Origin of the sequence: Pseudarthrobacter sp. NamE5 (assembly GCF_005796225.1) — a bacterium.
In the GTDB taxonomy this organism is placed as follows: Bacteria; Actinomycetota; Actinomycetes; order Actinomycetales; family Micrococcaceae; genus Arthrobacter.
On sequence record NZ_VAHO01000002.1, the window covers coordinates 348,312 to 367,516 of the forward strand.

Below are 19,205 nucleotides of genomic sequence, written 5' to 3' on the forward strand. Positions count from 1 at the left end.
GACGGCCAGAAAGTCAGCGGACGGCCGCGTACCAGATCAGCAGCATCGTGACGAAGAATCCGGTCACGTAGTTCAGCCACAGGAAGCGTTCCCAGCCGCGGTGGGCCAGCTCGGCATCGTCGTCTTTCAAGGAAGCAAACGGCACGATGTTCACCAGGTACGGCAGCGCCAGGAGGGCTGCCAGCGGACCCGGCCACGGGGTGAACAGCATGAGCGCGCCCCCGACCAGGTAGGTGGCGATGGCGAACCGGACGGTAGTGGAAGCACCGGTGACGGTGGCAACCGAGGCGATGCCGCCGTCGCGGTCGGCCATGACGTCCTGTACCGCCCCAAAAGCCTGGCTCGCGATGCCCCACAGGAAAAACGAGCCCAGCACGGCCCACAGCGCGGGCGTGAAGTCGGCCTGCGCCAGGACCAGACCGTAGAGCGCAGGGCTTACGAAGTGGGTGCTGGACGTGGCCGAGTCGAGGAAGGGGCGTTCCTTGAAGCGCAGCCCCGGCGCGCTGTACGCGATCACCGCGAAGATGCTGACGGCCAGCACCAGCCACGACAGCGGCCCGCCGAGCAGCACCAGCACGGCAAGGAACGGCACGTTGGTGGCAGCCGCGGCGCGGAGGGTGGTCCTGTGCATGGACCGCTCGAGCACGGCACCTTCCACGCCCCCCTTGCGCGGGTTCCGGAGGTCCGATTCGTAGTCGAACACGTCGTTGATCCCGTACATCGCCAGGTTGTATGGAACCAGGAAGTACAGGGTCCCCACGATCCAGGCAAGGTCGAGCTGCCCGGCCGTGAGCAGGTACGCCGCCGCAAACGGGTAGGCGGTGTTCACCCAGGACAGCGGACGCGAGGACACCAACAGGGTGCGGAGGGTCTTCATGGCCGCCGCTTCCGGGAACGTTCGCCGAGGACAATCCACAGCGAGGGCAGCAGCAGCACCGCGGCCACCGGGTAGGCAAAGTCCTCCAGCGGCGCCAGTCCGACGGAGACGCCTGAAATCCGGTCGGACGAGTAGCTGAAGAGTCCTGCTGCGATCATCAGGTTGTCGAACACGGCCGTCAGCACCAGGACGACGACGGCGGCGCCACCTGCCGCGGCCAGCACCGCTTTGCGCCGGGCAGCAGTCAGCACCCGCATCGCGGCGATGGCCACGGCGAGTGCCACCGTGAGGAACACGGCATTAAGTGCCCAGTACGTCACGAGCGTTCCTTCGCGTGCTCAGGCCGGCGTGCCCGCATCGCAAGGCCCCGGCGGAACAGCAGGAACAGGTTCATGACCAGATAGCTGAGGAAGACCAGGAAGATGGGCTCCTCCACGGGCAGTTCGGGGGCGAGTTCGATGCCGATCGTCTCATTGTGTCCGCGAAAGAAAATGCCGAGCCCGATGCCGCCCAGGTCCCAGGCGAGGAAAAACGCCAGCCCTGCAGCCAGGACGGCGGCCGCGCGGCGGGCATCATGCCAAAAAAAGAGGCGCAGCCGCTGGTCGAGCAGCACCATGCAGCCCAGGGAGACCAGGAGCAACGACAAGTAGGCTGCAGCAATCACGTGACGCTGTCCTCCCGCACCCTGTTCGGGCGCAGCGGGACCGGCAGCGGTCCGGTGCTCAGGTCACGGCGCAGCCGCTTGATGACGAGCTCCGCGCTGATCAGGCACATGGGAATGCCGATGCCCGGAATCGTAGAACCGCCCGAGTAGTAAAGACCCTGGACTTTCCGGCTGGCATTGCCGGCGCGGAAGAAGGCGCTCTGCCGCAATGTATGAGCCGGTCCCAGCGAAGTGCCTTTCCACGAGTGATAGTCGCGTTCGAAATCGGCAGGCCCGTAGCTGCGCCGCAGGACGATACGCTCCGCAAGGTCCGGGATGCCGGCCCAGTCACTGAGTTGTTGGATCACGGCGTCGGCCACGCGTTCGATCTGCTCTTCTCCGCTGCCGCCGAGGCCCGGATCCGCCGGAATGGGCACCAGGACGAAGACGTTCTCATGTCCGTCCGGGGCCACGGTGGGATCTGTGGCGCTGGGTTTGCACACGTACATTGAGGCGGGCTCAGGGATGAACGTCTTCCGGCCGAAAATGGCCCGGAAGTTTTCCTCCCAGCCGCAGGTGAAGAGGAGGGTGTGGTGCTCCAGTTGGGGCAGTTCGCCCCGCACGCCCAAATACAGGAGCAGGGCACTGGGCCCCGCGGTGCTGCGCGACCAGTAACGCTGCGGGTAGGTCTGCAGGTTCCGCGGCAGGAGCGTGGTCTCCGTGTGGTGCAGGTCGGCCGCCGAAACAACGGCGTCGGCCGCCACAGTATGTTCGGCCCCGTCACCTGTGCGGTAACGCACCCCCCGCACCGCCGCGGGACGCCGCCGGGACAGCGTGGAAGAGGCCTCGATGGCCAGCACTTCGGCACCTGCCACGATGGTGGCTCCGGAGTCCCGGGCAAGCCGCTCCAAGGCGTCCACAAGCCGGGCGAAGCCGCCCATCGGATAGAGGACGCCGTCGTCAAGGTCCAGGTGGCTCATCAGGTGGTACATGCTCGGCGCGGTGAAAGGCGAGGTTCCCAGGAACACCGCGGGGTACTCGAGGATCTGCTGCAGGCGCGGGTTGGACACGTGGCGCCGGACGTAGCTGTGCAGCGGCTGCAGCAGCAGGCGGCCAAGGCGGGGCAGGCGGCCCAGCACGTCCGGCGTCAGCAGCGGGGCGAACGACTCGAACGTGGAGTACAGGAAGCGCCGGGTGGCCATGGTGTATGTCTCGGCGGCGGAATCAAGATACCTCTCCAGCCGAGCGCCCGCGCCGGGTTCCAGCCGCTCGAAGAGCTCCACCACGCGGCGGCGCTCGGCCGGCACGTCCACGGGCTCATTGAAGCCCTCCGAGAGGAGCCGGTAGCCCGGATCAAGTTTCACCAGGTCCAGCTGCTCATCCGCAGAGGTTCCGAGCAGCCGGAAGTAGTGGTCAATCACCTCGGGCATCAGGTACCAGGAGGGACCGGCGTCGAACCGGAAACCGTCCTGGCTCCAGGAATGGGCACGCCCGCCCACCCTGTCCTGTTTCTCAAGCACCGTGACGTGGTGCCCTTCTGCGGAGAGCAGCGCGGCGGTGGCCAGGCCACTGATGCCGCCACCAATCACGACGGCGGTGCGTCCGGACGGGACGGGCGGCTTCACTGTGCCTGCATCCGGGCTGGGTCCGGGCTGGGGGGCGCCATTCCCCGCCTCCCGGTCAGGACCGCGGCGGCAATCTGCACTTTCACCGGGTTCGGCACGCTGATCCGGGTGCGGATAAGCTCCGGCGCCGGGGTCTCCCGGATGCGCTCAGCAAGTTCAGCGAAGAGCTCCTGGGCCAGGGCGACGGCCAGCCGGCTGGAGCGCGGGAGACGGCGCAGCACAGCGCGGGACTCCTGCAGGTCATGGTCGATGTCTGCCAGCAGCCGGTTCTTGTGGGCCTCGTCGAAGTTGGCAGGCGAAACGCCCGGGAAGTAGCTGCGTCCAAGGGAGGTGAAGTCCTCCGCCAGGTCCCGGAGGAAGTTGACCTTTTGGAAGGCTGCGCCGAGGTGGCGGGCGCCGCGCTCCAGCCGGAGCATTTCCTCCGCGCCTACTGAATGTTCGTAGAGGAAGCACTTGAGGCACATCAGGCCCACCACTTCCGCTGAGCCGTAGACGTATTCGGCAAAGGACTTCGGGGTATGTTCCACCTGGTCGAGGTCTGCCCGCATCGAGGAAAAGAATGGACGGGTGAGGTCTGTTCCGATGCCCGTGCGGCGGGCGGTGTCGGCGAACGCGTGGATCACCAGGTTGGTGCTGTAACCGGTGGCCATGGCCTGCTCGGTCTCGCGCTCGAAGCCGTCGAGCCGGCGCCGGCTCTCGTCGGGCTCCAGGCCAGCGGCGGAGGCCACGCCGTCAACAATTTCGTCTGCAACCCGCACCAGCGCGTAAACAGATTCCACCTGCCGGCGCACGCTGGCCTCGAACAGCCATGACGCCAGTCCGAACGAGGTGGAGTAGGACCGAAGGACAACAGCGGAGGACTTGAGGGCAGCACTTGTGTAGTGGGCAAGGGCGTCACGTTCCCGGCTCATGCAGGAATCCGCTCAGTGACGACGTCGGAAATGGGCGCCAGGCCGTCACGGATGGCCTGTGGCACGAAAGGCTGGTCGAGGGCCTGCAGCGCGCGTTCGGTAAGGTCGGCGGCGAGCTGCATGGTCCGGTTGCGGGCACCGGCTTCAATCAGCAGTTCCCGGACTTCCGCTGCCTCCGCTGCGGTGAGGTCCGGAGCGGACAGCAGCTCAGCGATCCTTGGCCACTGCGGCTGGGCTGCCGCGTGGCAGATGAGGGCAGTGCGCTTGCCCTCGCGGAGGTCGCCCCAGCCGACTTTACCGGTCCGGGACTCATCACCGAAGACGCCGATCAGGTCATCAGCCACCTGGTAGGCAATCCCGATGCAGCGGCCAAACTCCCCCAGCGCCGTCACTAGTCTTTCGTCGGCCCCGGCAAGGACAGCGGCGGACAGCAGCGGCGCCTCGAAGGAGTAAACGGCTGTCTTCAGCCGGGCCATGGTGAGGACTTCGGCAACGGACTGGGGCGTGGGGTGGAGGGGGGCAAGCACGTCAAGCAGTTCCCCGGCCGCGGAGGCAAAGACAGCTTCGTCCAGAATCTGGCCGAGCCGCTGCCGGGTGAGGAGGTCAACGTCGAGCTCCCCCATGAGCCGGTGGGCGTTGGAGAGCGCCAGATCACCGGCAATCACGCCAACCGACATTCCCGTGTGTTCGGCACGTTCAGGGCTGCTTCCCTGGGCTGTGGCGACGTTGCGGTAGGTTCCTGCAATGTTGGGCACGCCGCGGCGGGCGAAGTCCCGGTCCACCACGTCGTCGTGCACAATCAGTGCCGTGTGCAGCAGTTCGAAGGAGGCGGCGACGGTGGCCGCCGTCGCCATATCCTTTCCACCCAGCAGCCGGTAGACAGTCATGAGCAGGCGGGGGCGGAAGCGCTTCCCACCCACGGTGGAGGCTTCAAGGTGTTCCCACAGGGCATGGTAGTCGGGGTGCATGGCTGCGGCCCGGGCCTTTGACCTGGCGAAAAAGGACGTCAGGACATCGTTCACCAGCGGGCTGTCGGTCGAACCCGCCAATGTGGTCTCCTTGTCCATAGGTAAAGTAAACACGGGCTAGCTATTGGAGGGAAATGAACCGCGGCGCAGAGCTGGTTGTCCTGGCGGCGGACGACGGAACACCTGTCGGTGCCGAGGACAAGGCAACGGTTCACTCCACGTCCACGCCCCTGCATCTGGCCTTTTCGGCGCATGTGTACGACGACGAAGGCCGCCTCCTCGTCACCCGCCGCGCCCTGTCAAAGCGGACGTGGCCCGGAGTGTGGACCAACTCCTTCTGCGGCCACCCCTGCCCTGGCGAGGCAACAGAAGACGCCGTGACACGCCGGGCATCGTACGAGCTTGGGCTACGCCTGGACCGCGTGGAGCTCCGCCTTCCGGACTTCCGGTACCGAGCCGTGGATGCCTCGGGAGTGGTCGAAAATGAAATCTGCCCCGTTTACACTGCCCGCGCTGCTTCGCCTCTGGATCCCCGCGATGACGAGGTGATGGAGTGGCAGTGGGTGGATCCACTCGAGATCACTGCCGTCGTCGCTGCCGCCCCCTGGGCCTTCAGCCCGTGGCTGACCCTGCAGCTGCCGCTGCTCTATCCCGAAAAGTTTGGGACCGCCGCTCTGTGATTTTCATGGGTTATCGAGGGTGAATTGCCCGACGGCGGTCCCGGCCCACGCCAAGGGTCCGCCGCCAGCGCTCCCACGGCGGCGCCTCGCGCCAATGGAGGACCAGGGTATGGAACGCTCGGCGCAGACGACGGCGGCCGGCGGCGCCTCCTGCCAGGGACCGGGCCGAAATGCCGACCCGCAGCCGGCGGTCGTAAATAGTGCGTTGAGTGGGGTCGAGGACGAAGCCGAGGTCGACGTCGTCGTGCACGACCGGATCGTGGCGGTGAATCCGGTGGCGGACCCTTTCCCAGTCCGCGCGCCGGAAGGCGCAGTTTGAGCCGAAGGGTGGCCAGTGGCCCATGGCGGCGGCCATGAACACGAAGTAGGCCTGCATGTAGCCGAGCCCGGCGAGCCGCGCCCGGACCGGCCCGGCGTCGTAAAAGTCACCCGGCCCGGTCAGGAGCGCCAGGTCGGATTCGAGGGTGAAGCGGTTGGCGATGCGTTCCAGCCAGTCGCGCCGCGGAACGGTGTCCGCGTCGCAGCGGACAATCACTTCTCCGAGGGCGGCGTCGTAGCCGGTGGCGGCAGCGGCAGCGATCCCGGCTTCTGTCTCGCTCAGTACCCGGGCACCATGCCGTTCGGCCACGCGTGCGGTGTCATCAGCCGAGTTGTTGTCCACCACGATGATCTCCAGCGGAGCCAGCGTTTGGGCCTTAAGTGCTCCGAGGCACCGGGACAGTGGGCCGGCGTCGTCCTTGCAGGGGATCACGACGGAGAGGGACGGATTCACGGGACGAGCCTGACGTTTTCGCCCCGGAGGTTGGCACGGAAACCGTCGTCCTGGACCGTGACTGCCTGCAGCACGAGGCCCTCAGGCAAACCATCAATGTCATGTTCGATGGTTACGAAGCTGCGGACGAGGGCGGCATTGGTCTCGGAGAGGAAGCCTGGCCCACCGATATCGATTGAGCGCGGCTCGAGAACCAGCCTGCCGTCCTCGACCTCGACGGTACCGGTGGCGGTGACCGGAAGCTTGCGCCCCAGCGCCTCGACGGTGCGGAGCACCGTGGCCTGACCGCCGTCGGCAGCGCGGACCACGGCCCCGTCACCCAGCTCACTGGCAACAACGTCGAAGGGCACTGTCGCGTCCACGGTGAGCCGCGCGGCCAGCAGCCCGTCCGGGCCGGCGACCACGTCCTGCCCAACGGCCCGGACGTCACGGAGTGTCGAGCCTTCGGCAACTACGGTGCCGGCGTCGAGCCCAAGGTCGGCGAGCCAAACCGCGTCCCGGGGCAGGTCGGCGGGAGGCTGTGTCCCCGGCGGGGGCTCTGCTCCCGCCGTCGGCGCTGGCCTTGCCTCTCCCCCGCTGGCGGGGTCGCTTAGCACCCACCAGAGGATGACAACCGAGATCACCAGAACGAGGACCATTGCACCGGCGCCGATCAACCAGTCCTTCGCACGCGTCCACTTCACTAAGACAGTCTGAACGCTCCCGGCGGAGGACGCTAACCAAGGAGCCCGTGCTTCGCTACAAGACAGCCCCGTTGTTGAGGCGGGGCCTTGCATCGCAGCGGGGAATGCCCTGGGCCCAAAAGGCCAGTATCAGTCCTGCGGCAGCGGCTCCGCCCGCATGTGTGAGCGGTGAAGACTACGGTCCTTTCGGGGCGGGCAGCATAAGCGCCAGGACGACGGCGGCGACGGACAGCAGAACTTCCACGCCCGCCTGGGCACCGTGGGCATGAAAGTCAGGGTACGTGAGGCCAATGGGTATCAGCGGAAGCAGGAAAATCGCGAAACTGAGTACGAAAAGGATGCCAATGACCCCGTTGAGCATAAAGATCGCCAGGCCCAGGACCAGCAGTGCCAGAAACAGACATGACCATGAGGGACACCGCTGCGAGCGTCCACGGACGGCGGCGATCAGTGGGGGACACAGCCCAAACCTACTCTCGTAGTGAGCCTCAACACCGAGTGGTAGCTTCAACGCATGGCCATCAAATTCGAGAACGTTGGCATCGCCGTTCGGGACCTTGAAGCAACCATTGCCTTCTTCACCGATCTCGGTCTTACGTTGGTGGGTCGTGACACAGTCAGCGGGGAGTGGACAGACACCGCCGTAGGACTGGATGGCAACCACGCAAAGATTGCCGTGCTCAAGACCCCGGACGGTCAGGGCCGGCTTGAGCTCTTCGAATACATCCACCCCATGGCGATTGACTCAGGTCCAACCCGTCCGAATGAAATCGGCATGCACCGCGTGGCCTTCTCGGTGGACGACATCGACCAGGCCCTAGAAATAGCTGCGAAGCACGGCTGCCATCCGCTGCGAGGCGTCGCGACCTACAGCGACCTCTACAAACTCACCTACCTTCGCGGTCCCAGCGGAATAGTCGTGATGCTCGCCCAAAAACTCAAGGAAGACTGACGCCGGTCTTTATCCAGGGCAGGTGCTTCGGGGGTGGCTGGCATCAGTTCCGGCTATGCGCCAATGGCGTATGCGCCGTTCAGTTCGTTTCCCAGGGGTTCGATGTTTACGGCAGGGGGTACCTGGGACGGGACACTATTGCGAGAGGTCCCCCTGATCCAGATTGTATCCAGCCCTCAGCAACCGGGGCCCGCGTTAGTAGGCCCCCTACAAAATGGGCCGGTTTCCACGGCGGTACCGTCGGAACTACCCTAGATTCCGCTTGTACACACTCGACAGGACCGCCATGAGCAAAACAGACGCCGCCGTCACACCAACAACGCAAACCGGCCGCCGCCGCTGGAACGCCACCGATCTTGGCCTCATCGCCGTCTTCGCCGCCCTGGTGGCCGGCGCAGCACTGGTACCCGGACTCGCCGTCAACGGCTTCGGCGTCCCCATCACCTTCCAAACCCTGGCCGTCATGCTCACCGGCCTGGTTCTGGGCCCGGGCAGGGGCTTCGCCGCCGTCGGCCTCTACGTCCTGCTGGGTCTCGCCGGCCTTCCCATCTTCAGCCAGGGCCGCAGCGGCCTCGGCATCCTGGCAGGCCCCTCTGCCGGCTACATCATCGCCTTCCCCATCGCCGCAGGCATTGTCGGATGGCTCGCCACCGTAGTGATCCGCCGGACCACCAAAGCACGTGCCCTTTGGTTCTTCCTCTCGGCCATGGTCACCAGCATTGTGGTGGTGCACTCGCTGGGTGTGGCCGGCATCGCCCTCAACACCAAGGCCACCCTTGGCCAGGCCTTCCTGAGCGACCTTGTCTTCTACCCCGGTGACATCGTCAAGAACGTCCTCGCTGCCCTCATCGCCGTGGCCCTCCACCGAGCCTTCCCGGACATCCTGGTGCGCCGCGTCCGCCGCAGCACCCCCCAGCCCGCCGCCCAAGCCTAGGGCACCCAGCCATGCCCGCCGTGACCTTTGACCACGTAACAGTCGCCGTCGAAACGGACCACTCCCCCGAGCCCAAGGTCCTCCTGGACCGCATCCGCCTGGAGTTGTCCGAGCAGCGGATTGGCGTCATCGGTGCCAATGGCTCCGGAAAGTCCACACTGCTGCGCCTGGTCAACGGGCTGGTCCAGCCCACCGCAGGCAGGGTTATGGTCGAAGGCGAGGACACAGTGCGTGCCGTGCGGAAGATCCGGCGCATTGTCGGCTTTGTCTTCACCGATCCCCTGTCCCAGCTGGTCATGCCCACCGGGCGGGAGGACGTGGAGCTGTCCCTGCGACGCACCGTCAGGAACGGCGCGGAGCGGCGCAGGCAGGCAGAAGCAGCATTGGACCGGCTGGGGCTGCTGCACCTGGCGGACCAGAGCATCTACGAACTGTCCGGCGGTGAGCGGCAACTGATGGCCCTCGCAGCGGTACTTGCAGTGGATCCGAATGTACTGGTGCTGGATGAACCGTCCACCCTTTTGGACCTCCGCAACCGCGAACTCCTGCGCGCAACACTCGCCGGGCTGGAGCAGCAGGTCATCATGTCCACCCACGACCTGGAGTTGGCCCTGGACATGGACCGGGTGCTGGTCATCGAACAGGGGCAGGTGGCCTTTGACGGCGACCCTGCCGACGCCGTGGCAGCCTACCGTTCCCTGTGCCTGGAGGGCGCACAGACCAGGCCGCCGCGATGAGGGGCCACGGCTTCCTGCTCGCCAACTATGTCCCCGGAAAGTCGATCATCCACCGGGCACCGCTGGCCCTGAAATTCCTGTTGGTCTTTGGCTGCGGCCTCGCCTCATTCATCATCGTGGACTGGCGTATCTCGGCAGCGGTGCTGGCGATCCTCAGCGGCCTTTTCCTCCTCAGCGGCGCAGGCCTGAAGCTGTGGGGCGCCATCCGGCCGCTGGCGGCCGTCCTGCTGGTCATCGGACTTTTCCAGTGGTGGATGCTGGGCGCACCAACGGCGGCCAGGATTGTCCTGAACATCCTCGTCTGCGTGGTGGCCGCATCGCTGCTGACCGCCACCACCCCCGTGCAGCGGCTCCTCGACGGCGTGGTCAGGGCCGCCGCGCCTTTCAAGAGATTCGGCGCCGACCCGGAGCGCTTCGCCCTGACCATCGGCATCATGCTGCGCAGCATCCCCTACATCGCCGGAACCTTCGCCGACGTTCGGGACTCCGCCAGGGCACGGGGCCTGGAACGCAACCCCCGCGCGTTGGTCCTGCCGGTGTTCATCACCTCGGTGGCCTTCGCCCGCCAGACGGGCGAGGCACTCGCCGCCCGCGGGCTCGGCGAAGCGGAAGACTGAACGGGCTACAACCGCCGGTATTCCACCAGCGCCGCCGTCCCCATGCCGCCGGCGCTGCTGATCATCGCCAGCGCCAGGCTTCCCGGAGTCCCGGCCCGGCGCGCCTGGGCCAGCAGGCGGGTCACCAGGACCGCCCCGGATGCTCCATAGGCGTGGCCCAAAGCCAGCGCCCCGCCGTCGAGGTTCACCCGCTCCACATCAATATCCAGCCCGTCAAGGCACGCAAGCGTCTGCGACGCGAAAGCCTCGTTGAATTCCACCAGGTCCAGCGCCTCGGCCGGTACCTCCGCTGCGGCAAGGGCGTCCCGCGCCGCGGCGGCCGCACCGACTCCCAGCACCTCCGGCTCGACTCCCGCCGTCCCGGCGCCCCGCACCAGCAAGCCGTCAGCCGCACCGATATCCAGCGCGCGCTGCAGGGAAGTGATGACGACGGCGGAGGCCGCGTCCGCGTCGAAGCAGGAGTTGCCCGCGGTGACAGTTCCCCCGGACACGAAGGCGGGCGGAAACCGCGCCATGACTGCGGTGTTGAGGCCACGGCGCGGGCCGTCATCCGCGGCAATAGTCCCCGTGCCCGTGTCCAGCGGAACCAGTTCGTCGTCGAAACGGCCCGCTGTGGCGGCGGCCAGGGCCAGGCGGTGGCTGCGCAGGGCAAAGGCATCCTGCCTGTCCCTGCTGATCCCGAACTTCTGCGCAACGGTCTCCGCAGCGGTGCCCATGTCCGGGTCGCCGAAGCTGTGCGGCACAAACTGGGCTCGCCGGTAGAACTCCGGCCCGCCGTCGTCATTGCGGTGGGCACGCAGAGGCGCGGTGCTGGTGCTCTCCACTCCCCCGGCCAGATACAGCGGGTTTCCGCCCGCGGCAACCAGCCGGGAGGCGAGGACGATGGCGTCAAGGCCGGAGCCGCACTGGCGGTCCACAGTGACCCCGGGAACGGTCACCGGCAGGCCAGCCTCCAGCAACGCAAGCCGCGCAACGTTACCGCCTCCGCCCACGGCGTTGCCTATCACCACATCGCTGACAGCACCCGGTTCAACACCGGCCCCGGCAACCAGCTCCCGGAGCACCGGCGCCAGCAGTTCATGCGCCCGAAGGCTTCGTAAAACGCCGTTGGTGCGGCAGACAGGAGTGCGCCGCGCGGCGATGATCACGGGCTGCCGGTCGGCCGGGAGGAGCTCAGGCGTCAAGGGCGCGTACCCTTCGGTCCCGGGAACCAATCCACTCCAGCAGCAGGTTCCGGCTGACTTTGCCGCGCTCCGTGACGGGAAGCTCCGACAGCAGGTAATACTGAAGCGGCCGCTTGTCCCGGGGAAGGATGTCCTCAAGTCCGGCCCGTAGCTGGGTTGCTGTCAGTGCCCCGTGCGAGGGAAGCACGCCGGCCACCACCCGCTGGCCCCGCAGGTCATCCGGCATTCCGGCGGCAACGGCGGCGGACACGCCGGGCACCGCTGCAAGGGCCAGTTCCACCTCGTGGGGATAGACGTTCTTGCCGGACGTCAGGATCATGTCCGAGCGGCGGCCCAGAATGTGCAACTCCCCCTCCGCGAGGTACCCCTGGTCCCCCACGGTGTACCAGCCGTCGAAGGACTTCAGCGCCTGGCCGTCGTCACCCCAGAGGTAGCCGTTGCTGACCATGGCGCTGCGGACGCAGATGTTTCCCGCGTCGCCGTCCGGCAGGGGCAGGCCCGAGTCGTCAAGGATCCGCACCTCCACACCGGGAAAGGCCCGCCCGATCCCCGTTCCGCCAAGAACTGCCGGCTGCCGCGCCGGCAGGCCCGCCCCGGATACGAAGCTGAGCTCGGACGCGCCGTAGTACTCGAAGATGGTGGCATTGGGGGCCCAGCGGCGGGCAGCTTCGAGGGTGCGCACGTCCAGTTTTGAGCCGGCACAGATGATGCTGCGGACTCCTGAAGCGTCCACGCAGCCGGCCAGTCCGCGCTCGCTGAGCATCCTCAGCATGGTTGGCACCAGCACCAGCCGGGTCACGCGGTCGTGAGTGATGGCGGCATGGCTGTCGCCGACGTCGAAGTTCTCAAGGGTCTGGAACTCGGAGCCGGCGTAAAGGCATTCCGCCAAAGCGTAAAGGTTGAGGCTGGCAGCCAAGGGTCCCGGCGCCAGCGTCACGTCATCCTGGTGAAGCCCGAAGAACTCGATGGAGGCCTCGAACGACTCCTGCCAAGAACGACGGGACCGGGTAAAGGCCTTCGGGACGGAGGTGGTGCCGGAGGTAAGTCCGACCAGGAAGGCCGCCTCCGGTGCGCCGTCGGCAAGCCCATCATCCGGGGACACCGCCGCCGGCTGCGCAGAGGCGTCAACCCGCCGCCCGATGTCCTCCTGCAGCTGGATTGGCCACGCCGGGTCAAGGACGGCGCATTGCCGGCCTCCCGCCACCGCAGCTGCAAACCGTGCTGCGAACTCCACAGAATTGGCCTCGCAGAGTGACGATACCGATTTCGTATGGGGTACCAGCGCCGCAGCGGAGTCCCGGAGGTCGGCCCAGGACAGCCGGCGGCCGGCCACCACGACGGCGGTGTCGTGCGGCCGTTCGTCGGCCCAGCGCTGGATACGGTTGAGGAAAGGCATCGGATCAACTTTACCGGCCGGCACGGGTTGAGCCGCGGGGCCGCGGGTAATGTGACCCTATGAGTTTCAATGACAACGTGCAGCTGGACCCATCGCAGGTCCAGGACAGACGCGGCATGGGCCGCGGAGCGAAGGTAGGCGGCGGCATCGGCGGCGGGCTCATCCTGCTCATCGCCACGCTCCTGGGCGTAAACCCGCAACTGCTGGAAGGGCTGGCCGGCGCCGGGCAGCCACCGCAGGGCCAGGGTACGGCGCCCGCCTGCGAAACCGGAGCCGACGCCGATGCACGAGTCGACTGCAGGATCACCGGAACGGTGAACAGCCTCAACGCCTTCTGGCCGGCCTATCTGCAGCAGTACAACGTCCGGTACCCGCAGCCGGAAACCGTCATTTTCGATCAGGCTGTCAGCACCGGCTGCGGCACTGCGTCGAGCGCGGTCGGCCCCTTCTATTGCCCGGCCGACACCACCGCCTACTTCGACCCCGGATTCTTCACCGAACTTGTCAACCGCTTCGGCTCCTCCGGCGGTCCCTTGGCGCAGGAATATGTGGTGGCCCACGAGTTCGGGCACCACATCCAGAACGTGCTGGGCAATCTGGACCAGGCGCAGCAGGACCCGCAGGGCCCTGAGTCCGGCGCTGTGCGGGTTGAACTGCAGGCCGACTGCTACGCCGGGCTGTGGGCAAAACACGCTTCAACGCAGCCCGGGCCCGACGGCCAGCCGTTCCTGGAGGCCCTCACCCAGCAGGACCTCAATGACGCACTGTCCGCCGCGTCCGCCGTAGGCGATGACCGGATCCAGGAGGCAGCCACCGGACGGGTGAGCCCGGAAGCGTGGACCCACGGCTCGAGCGAGCAGCGCCAGCGGTGGTTCTACACCGGGTACGAGACCGGCGACATCAACCAGTGCGACACGTTCAGCGCGCCAGCCCTGTAGCGCTCGATGGCTGGGCCCACTCCGGCAGGGTTCCCTGGCCGAGCTAAGCGAGGTCGGGGAGCCGGTGGGGACGACGACGGCCGGTTGCCTTCCGCGGGGAAGGCAACCGGCCGTCGTCGTAATTTTTTCAGATGTTGAAGCCGAGGGCCCGCATCTGGTCCTTGCCGTCGTCGGTGATCCGTTCCGGACCCCATGGCGGCATCCAGACCCAGTTGAGGCGCCAGTCATCCACCACGCCGTCCAGGGCCTGGCCCACCTGCTCCTCGAGGACATCGGTGAGCGGGCACGCGGCGGTGGTCAGGGTCATGTCGATCAGCAGCGCGCCGTCGTCGTCGGAGTACTTCAGGCCATAGAGCAGGCCGAGGTCCACCACGTTGACGCCGAGCTCGGGGTCGATCACGTCCTTGAGCGCCTCTTCGACGTCCTCAAGGCTCGTGCGGGACGCGTTGATTTCGGTCATGGCTAGTGTCCTTTGTTACTGGGCCGGTGCCGCAACGGGGGCGGCGACGGCGGAACCGGCGCCCTTGGCGTAGCGGTCGTAGCCTTCTTCTTCCAGGCGGTCCGCCAGCTCCGGACCGCCCTCTTCAACAACCTGGCCGTCCACGAACACGTGCACGAAGTCAGGCTTGATGTAGCGCAGAATGCGGGTGTAGTGCGTAATCAGCAGGGTACCCATGTTGCCCTCGGCGTGGGCGCGGTTGACACCCTCGGAGACAACCTTCAGCGCGTCAACGTCCAGGCCGGAGTCGGTCTCGTCCAGCACGGCAAACTTCGGCTTGAAAAGTTCCAGCTGCAGGATCTCGACGCGCTTTTTCTCGCCGCCGGAGAAGCCCTCGTTGACGTTGCGCTGGGCGAAGTCGGCGTCGATGCGCAGCTGCTCCATGGCAGCCTTGACGTCCTTGGTCCAGGTGCGCAGGGCCGGAGCCTGGCCGTCGATGGCAGTCTTGGCGGTGCGCAGGAAGTTGGTCATGGTCACACCGGGGACCTCCACCGGGTACTGCATGGCCAGGAAGACGCCGGCACGGGCGCGCTCGTCCACGCTCATCTCCAGGACGTCCTCGCCGTCCAGGGTGATGGAGCCGCTGGTGACGGTGTAGCGGGGGTGGCCCGCGATGGTGGAAGCCAGGGTGGACTTGCCGGAGCCGTTCGGGCCCATGATGGCGTGGGTTTCGCCGGTCCGGATGGTCAGGCTGACGCCCTTCAGGATCTCCTTGGTGCCCTGCTCGGTGTCAATGCTGACGTGCAGGTCCTTGATCTCAAGAGTAGACATGCTCTTCTTTCTGTTCGTTCGTAAGTCTGGTGCTGCAGGGCGCTCAGTTGTTGACTGCGGCGCCGTTCAAAACGTTGGTGACATCCACGTAGACGTCGTCGCCGTCCAGTTCGACGGCGAACACCGGAACGGGGTCGTAGGCGGGAAGCTGGAGCGGCTGGCCGCTGCGCAGATCGAACTGGGAGCCGTGGCCCCAGCATTCGATGGCACAGCCTTCCACATCCCCTTCGGAAAGGGAGATGTCAGCGTGCGAGCAGGTGTCCCCGATGGCGTGGATCTCGCCCATCGAATCGCGGACAACTGCTACCGGGTAGTCATCGATCAGGATGCGCAGCGCCTGCTTGACCTGGATGTCGTTGGCGCTGCAAACCAGCTCGCCCTTGGGCTTCCCGCTCATACGTTCCTGCCGTTCCTAGTTGTCGCCTGCGGCGAGTTCGCGTTCCACAGCTTCAGTGAGGCGCTCCTCGAGGGCCGGCACCTTGATCTGCTGGATGATTTCGTTCAGGAAGCCACGGACCACCAGGCGGCGGGCCACGTCTTCCGGAATGCCGCGTGCCATCAGGTAGAACAGGTGCTGGTCATCGAAGCGGCCGGTGGCGCTGGCGTGGCCGGCACCTTCAATCAGGCCGGTCTCGATCTCCAGGTTCGGAACGGAGTCCGCGCGGCAGCCGTCAGTCAGGACCAGGTTCTGGTTCTTCTCATAGGAGTCGGTGCCTTCAGCCTGCTTTTGAATCAGGACGTCGCCCACCCAGACGGTGTGCGCACCCTTGCCCTGCAGAGCGCCCTTGTACAGCACGTTGGACTTGCAGTTGGCCACGTTGTGGTCAACGAACGAACGGTGCTCGAGGTGCTGCCCGGCGTCGGCGAAGTACAGGCCGAGGAGTTCCGCCTCTGCCCCTTCACCGGCGAAACGGACGTTGGAGTTCATGCGGATGATCTTGCCGCCGAGCGTCACTGCGATGTGCTTGTAGACGGCGTCCTTGGCAACCTCGGCGTCGTGCTGGGCCAGGTGCTTGGCGTCGTCTTCCCAGAGCTGGACGGAAACCACCGTCAGCTGGGCGCCGCCGCGGACGAAGACCTCAACGTTGCCGTTGTGGTCTGCGGAGCCGTCGTGCTCGAGGATGACCACGGCGCGGCTGTTCTCGCCGGCTTCGATGACGTGGTGGGAGTTGGAGCGCCGACCGGCGCCCTTGCCCGTCAGCACCACGCGCACGGGCTCATCCAGCTCGGCGTTCGCCGGGATCTGGATGAACAGCGCCTCCTCGGTGTTGGCGGAAGCCACGACGGCGGCACGGTCGGCCGGGACCAGGGTGGCACCGCGTGGGGCCTCGCCTGCATGCAGGGTGCGAAGCACGAAAGCCTCGGGGGCCTCCACGGAAACGGTGAGCACGTCGCCGTCGGTGGGCGCGTCGGAGAGCAGGTTGGCGAGCTCCCGGACGGGGGTGAAGCGCCATTCCTCTTCACGCCCGTTGGGAAATGCGAAGTCCGCGACGTCGTGGCTGGTGAGCCGTTCCGCGCGGGAGGCCATGACCTGCACGCCGTGGCTGTGGTGGCGGTCCACCTTGGAGGCGACGAGCTGTTCGCCCTCCTCAGTGAAACCGGCGATCGACGGTGCGCCGATGCGCGCCTTTTCGGTAGTTGCTTCGGCAGTCATTAACCGACGGATCCTTCCATCTGGAGTTCGATGAGGCGGTTCAGCTCGAGGGCGTATTCCATGGGCAGCTCACGGGCGATCGGCTCGATAAAGCCGCGCACGATCATCGCCATGGCCTCGTCCTCGGGCATTCCGCGGGACATGAGGTAGAACAGCTGCTCTTCGCTGACGCGGGAGACAGTTGCCTCGTGTCCCAGCTGCACATCGTCTTCACGGATGTCGATGTACGGGTAGGTGTCCGAGCGGCTGATGGTGTCCACCAGGAGCGCGTCGCAGCGGACGGTGTTGGCGGAGTGCTTTGCGCCTTCACGGACCTGGACCAGGCCGCGGTAGGCTGCACGTCCGCCGCCGCGTGCCACGGACTTGGAAATGATGGAGCTCTTGGTGTTCGGGGCGATGTGCACCATCTTCGAACCGGTGTCCTGGTGCTGGCCCTCGCCGGCGAAGGCGATGGAGAGCGTCTCACCCTTGGCGTGCTCACCTACGAGGTAAACGGCCGGGTACTTCATGGTGACCTTGGAGCCGATGTTGCCGTCGACCCATTCCATGGTGGCGCCCTCTTCGCACACGGCGCGCTTGGTCACCAGGTTGTACACGTTGTTGGACCAGTTCTGGATGGTGGTGTACCGGACGCGGGCGCCCTTCTTCACCACGATCTCCACCACCGCGGAGTGCAGCGAGTCCGAGGTGTAGATCGGCGCGGTGCAGCCTTCGATGTAGTGGACGTACGAGTCCTCGTCGGCGATGATCAGGGTCCGCTCGAACTGGCCCATGTTTTCCGTGTTGATGCGGAAGTATGCCTGCAGCGGGATGTCAACGTGGACGCCCTTGGGCACGTACACGAACGAACCGCCGGACCACACCGCCGTGTTCAGCGAGGCGAACTTGTTGTCGCCCACGGGGATGACGGTGCCGAAGTACTCCTGGAAGATCTCCGGGTGCTCCTTCAGCGCGGTGTCGGTGTCCAGGAAGATGACGCCCTGGGCCTCAAGGTCCTCGCGGATCTGATGGTAGACCACCTCGGACTCGTACTGCGCGGCAACACCGGAAACAAGGCGGCTGCGCTCGGCTTCCGGGATACCCAGCTTCTCGTAGGTGTTGCGGATGTCCTCGGGCAGGTCCTCCCAGCTGGCTGCCTGCTTCTCCGTGGAGCGGACGAAGTACTTGATGTTGTCGAAGTCGATGCCGGAAAGGTCCGCGCCCCAGGTGGGCATGGGCTTGCGGTCGAAGTACTTGAGGCCCTTGAGGCGGAGGTCAAGCATCCATTCCGGCTCGCTCTTCTTGGCCGAAATGTCCCGGACAACCTCTTCGTCCAGCCCACGGCGTGCGTTCGCGCCGACGTCGTTCTTGTCGGCCCAGCCGTACTCGTAGTTGCCGATGCCGTGCAGCTCGGGATTCTTCTCCAGAATCTCCGAGATCACAGTGTTTTCGGCGACTGCTTTCTCTGATAGTTGGTCCGTCATCACGGCCTTTCTTGCTGATGGTTGATTTCTTCATCCAGGCCGGCGGGGGCTGCTGAAGGCCTCATGGGCCGCTGGGCAGACAGCCTGCCTGTAGGAATGTGGGTGGTGCAGACGTGCCCGCCGCGGGCCAGCGTGGAGAGCCGGCGCACGTCCACGCCCACCAGCCTTGCGAACACCTCGGTCTCCACGTCGCAGAACACGGGGAAACGGGCGGCGAGCTGCTGGATGGGGCAATGGCCTTGGCAGAGCTGCACGCTGGAAAGGGCCGCGGGCAGCGGTGCTTTGGCCTCGATGGAAGCGGCGGAGGACACGAAGTTGTCCCGGCTTAGGGCCGTTGCCAGCGCCTTTGCCCGGTCGGCAATCTCGGGGCCGGCCTTCTCGATTTCCGGCGCGTACCGGCGTTCCATGTCCGCGAAACGCTCGACGGCGAAGGCGCGGACCGCGTCAGGGCCCGCAACTTTCTGGAGCTGCTGGAGTGCAAGGGCCGCGATGTCCAGGTAATCGTTGCCAAGGCTGGACTGGCCCTGTGAGCTGAGGACATACCGCCGCGCGGGACGGCCGGCACCGGCACCGGACTTGGCGACCCGCTTGACCTCGATAACGCCTGCGCGGGACAGATGGTCCAAGTGGCGCCGGACTGCGGCGGGCGTGAATCCCAGCAGGTCGCCTAGTTCAGCGGCACTCACCGGGCCATGCTCCAGGACTGCGGAAAGAACGCGGTCCCGCGTGCGCTCATCCGCATCGCCAACCGGACCGGCGGCCACAGGACCGCGGTCTGCGGGAGCCTTGGCGGCTCCGTGCCCGGCAATAGGCACAGCAGTAGCATTGCTCATGGAATACACAACACAATGTTGTCGTAATTTAGTCCCGCGATCCAGTAAGGCGAGGCTGACCTGACCTG

General features: G+C 66.2%; 23 protein-coding genes. 6 read left to right on the forward strand and 17 right to left on the reverse strand.

The window, feature by feature from the left end; translation table 11 throughout:
* Positions 1-13: 13 nt before the first annotated feature.
* From FDW84_RS04865 to FDW84_RS04890, 6 genes are read right to left on the reverse strand one after another with little or no spacing between them, the layout of a single operon-like run.
* A complete protein-coding gene (locus FDW84_RS04865; protein WP_138607083.1) occupies positions 14-877 on the reverse strand; it encodes a prenyltransferase in 864 nt (287 codons plus the stop codon).
* The gene (locus FDW84_RS04870) at positions 874-1,197 is read right to left on the reverse strand and encodes a lycopene cyclase domain-containing protein (RefSeq protein WP_138607085.1); all 324 of its coding nucleotides are present in this window, start codon (positions 1,195-1,197) and stop codon (positions 874-876) included. The genes FDW84_RS04865 and FDW84_RS04870 overlap by 4 nt, the downstream gene beginning before the upstream one ends.
* On the reverse strand, positions 1,194-1,541 hold the full coding sequence (locus FDW84_RS04875) for a lycopene cyclase domain-containing protein (protein WP_371419131.1): 348 nt from the start codon (positions 1,539-1,541) through the stop codon (positions 1,194-1,196). The genes FDW84_RS04870 and FDW84_RS04875 overlap by 4 nt, the downstream gene beginning before the upstream one ends.
* Positions 1,538-3,145: a phytoene desaturase family protein gene (crtI, locus tag FDW84_RS04880; RefSeq protein ID WP_138607087.1), complete on the reverse strand. Its 1,608-nt coding sequence runs from the start codon at positions 3,143-3,145 to the stop codon at positions 1,538-1,540. Before crtI ends, FDW84_RS04875 begins: the two co-directional genes overlap by 4 nt.
* Positions 3,142-4,056, reverse strand: coding sequence for a phytoene/squalene synthase family protein (locus FDW84_RS04885; protein WP_138607089.1), 915 nt, complete (start codon positions 4,054-4,056; stop codon positions 3,142-3,144). Before FDW84_RS04885 ends, crtI begins: the two co-directional genes overlap by 4 nt.
* Positions 4,053-5,105, reverse strand: coding sequence for a polyprenyl synthetase family protein (locus tag FDW84_RS04890; RefSeq protein WP_240721380.1), 1,053 nt, complete (start codon positions 5,103-5,105; stop codon positions 4,053-4,055). The genes FDW84_RS04885 and FDW84_RS04890 overlap by 4 nt, the downstream gene beginning before the upstream one ends.
* Before the next feature lie 53 nt (positions 5,106-5,158).
* On the opposite strand from FDW84_RS04890, the gene idi reads away from it, so the two are divergent.
* Positions 5,159-5,704 (forward strand): isopentenyl-diphosphate Delta-isomerase, encoded by a 546-nt coding sequence (gene idi, locus FDW84_RS04895; protein ID WP_138607091.1) that lies wholly within the window; start codon positions 5,159-5,161, stop codon positions 5,702-5,704.
* A 10-nt stretch (positions 5,705-5,714) separates the two neighbouring features.
* Here the strand turns inward: idi and FDW84_RS04900 are convergent, their stop codons facing one another.
* The 3 genes from FDW84_RS04900 to FDW84_RS04910 form a co-directional block, all read right to left on the reverse strand.
* Positions 5,715-6,476: a glycosyltransferase family 2 protein gene (locus FDW84_RS04900; protein ID WP_138607093.1), complete on the reverse strand. Its 762-nt coding sequence runs from the start codon at positions 6,474-6,476 to the stop codon at positions 5,715-5,717.
* Positions 6,473-7,159: an LmeA family phospholipid-binding protein gene (locus FDW84_RS04905; protein WP_240721381.1), complete on the reverse strand. Its 687-nt coding sequence runs from the start codon at positions 7,157-7,159 to the stop codon at positions 6,473-6,475. The genes FDW84_RS04900 and FDW84_RS04905 overlap by 4 nt, the downstream gene beginning before the upstream one ends.
* A 175-nt stretch (positions 7,160-7,334) precedes the next feature.
* Positions 7,335-7,520, reverse strand: coding sequence for a hypothetical protein (locus FDW84_RS04910; protein WP_138607095.1), 186 nt, complete (start codon positions 7,518-7,520; stop codon positions 7,335-7,337).
* A gap of 153 nt (positions 7,521-7,673) precedes the next feature.
* Between FDW84_RS04910 and FDW84_RS04915 the strand changes: the two genes are divergently transcribed.
* From FDW84_RS04915 to FDW84_RS04930, 4 genes are all read left to right on the forward strand, one after another.
* Positions 7,674-8,111, forward strand: coding sequence for a VOC family protein (locus FDW84_RS04915; protein ID WP_138607097.1), 438 nt, complete (start codon positions 7,674-7,676; stop codon positions 8,109-8,111).
* A 286-nt stretch (positions 8,112-8,397) separates the two neighbouring features.
* Positions 8,398-9,045, forward strand: coding sequence for a biotin transporter BioY (locus FDW84_RS04920; protein WP_138607099.1), 648 nt, complete (start codon positions 8,398-8,400; stop codon positions 9,043-9,045).
* An 11-nt stretch (positions 9,046-9,056) separates the two neighbouring features.
* A complete protein-coding gene (locus tag FDW84_RS04925; protein ID WP_138607101.1) occupies positions 9,057-9,782 on the forward strand; it encodes an energy-coupling factor ABC transporter ATP-binding protein in 726 nt (241 codons plus the stop codon).
* Complete coding sequence (locus tag FDW84_RS04930; protein WP_138607103.1) at positions 9,779-10,399, forward strand: energy-coupling factor transporter transmembrane component T family protein; 621 nt, start codon at positions 9,779-9,781, stop codon at positions 10,397-10,399. The genes FDW84_RS04925 and FDW84_RS04930 overlap by 4 nt, the downstream gene beginning before the upstream one ends.
* A 5-nt stretch (positions 10,400-10,404) precedes the next feature.
* On the opposite strand, the gene FDW84_RS04935 is transcribed toward FDW84_RS04930, so the two are convergent.
* Both FDW84_RS04935 and FDW84_RS04940 read right to left on the reverse strand, forming a co-directional pair.
* Complete coding sequence (locus FDW84_RS04935; protein WP_138607105.1) at positions 10,405-11,583, reverse strand: thiolase family protein; 1,179 nt, start codon at positions 11,581-11,583, stop codon at positions 10,405-10,407.
* Positions 11,573-12,979 carry a class I adenylate-forming enzyme family protein gene (locus FDW84_RS04940; RefSeq protein WP_138607107.1) on the reverse strand — a complete coding sequence of 469 codons (1,407 nt, stop codon included), beginning with the start codon at positions 12,977-12,979 and terminating at the stop codon, positions 11,573-11,575. The genes FDW84_RS04935 and FDW84_RS04940 overlap by 11 nt, the downstream gene beginning before the upstream one ends.
* Positions 12,980-13,038: 59 nt before the next feature.
* Between FDW84_RS04940 and FDW84_RS04945 the strand changes: the two genes are divergently transcribed.
* On the forward strand, positions 13,039-13,917 hold the full coding sequence (locus tag FDW84_RS04945) for a KPN_02809 family neutral zinc metallopeptidase (RefSeq protein WP_138607110.1): 879 nt from the start codon (positions 13,039-13,041) through the stop codon (positions 13,915-13,917).
* 127 nt (positions 13,918-14,044) lie between these two features.
* On the opposite strand, the gene FDW84_RS04950 is transcribed toward FDW84_RS04945, so the two are convergent.
* Genes FDW84_RS04950 through FDW84_RS04975 form a run of 6 tightly spaced genes read right to left on the reverse strand, consistent with a single transcriptional unit; the run spans position 14,045 to position 19,137 of the window.
* Positions 14,045-14,377, reverse strand: coding sequence for a metal-sulfur cluster assembly factor (locus FDW84_RS04950; RefSeq protein ID WP_138607112.1), 333 nt, complete (start codon positions 14,375-14,377; stop codon positions 14,045-14,047).
* A 15-nt stretch (positions 14,378-14,392) separates the two neighbouring features.
* Positions 14,393-15,187, reverse strand: a complete 795-nt coding sequence (gene sufC, locus FDW84_RS04955) for a Fe-S cluster assembly ATPase SufC (protein ID WP_138607114.1) — start codon at positions 15,185-15,187, stop codon at positions 14,393-14,395.
* Between the two features lie 43 nt (positions 15,188-15,230).
* Positions 15,231-15,584: a non-heme iron oxygenase ferredoxin subunit gene (locus tag FDW84_RS04960; protein WP_138134081.1), complete on the reverse strand. Its 354-nt coding sequence runs from the start codon at positions 15,582-15,584 to the stop codon at positions 15,231-15,233.
* 15 nt (positions 15,585-15,599) lie between these two features.
* Positions 15,600-16,841, reverse strand: a complete 1,242-nt coding sequence (gene sufD, locus FDW84_RS04965) for a Fe-S cluster assembly protein SufD (protein ID WP_138607116.1) — start codon at positions 16,839-16,841, stop codon at positions 15,600-15,602.
* The gene (sufB, locus tag FDW84_RS04970) at positions 16,841-18,304 is read right to left on the reverse strand and encodes a Fe-S cluster assembly protein SufB (protein ID WP_138607118.1); all 1,464 of its coding nucleotides are present in this window, start codon (positions 18,302-18,304) and stop codon (positions 16,841-16,843) included. Before sufB ends, sufD begins: the two co-directional genes overlap by 1 nt.
* Positions 18,304-19,137 (reverse strand): helix-turn-helix transcriptional regulator, encoded by an 834-nt coding sequence (locus tag FDW84_RS04975; protein WP_138607120.1) that lies wholly within the window; start codon positions 19,135-19,137, stop codon positions 18,304-18,306. The genes sufB and FDW84_RS04975 overlap by 1 nt, the downstream gene beginning before the upstream one ends.
* Between the last annotated feature and the right edge of the window lie 68 nt (positions 19,138-19,205).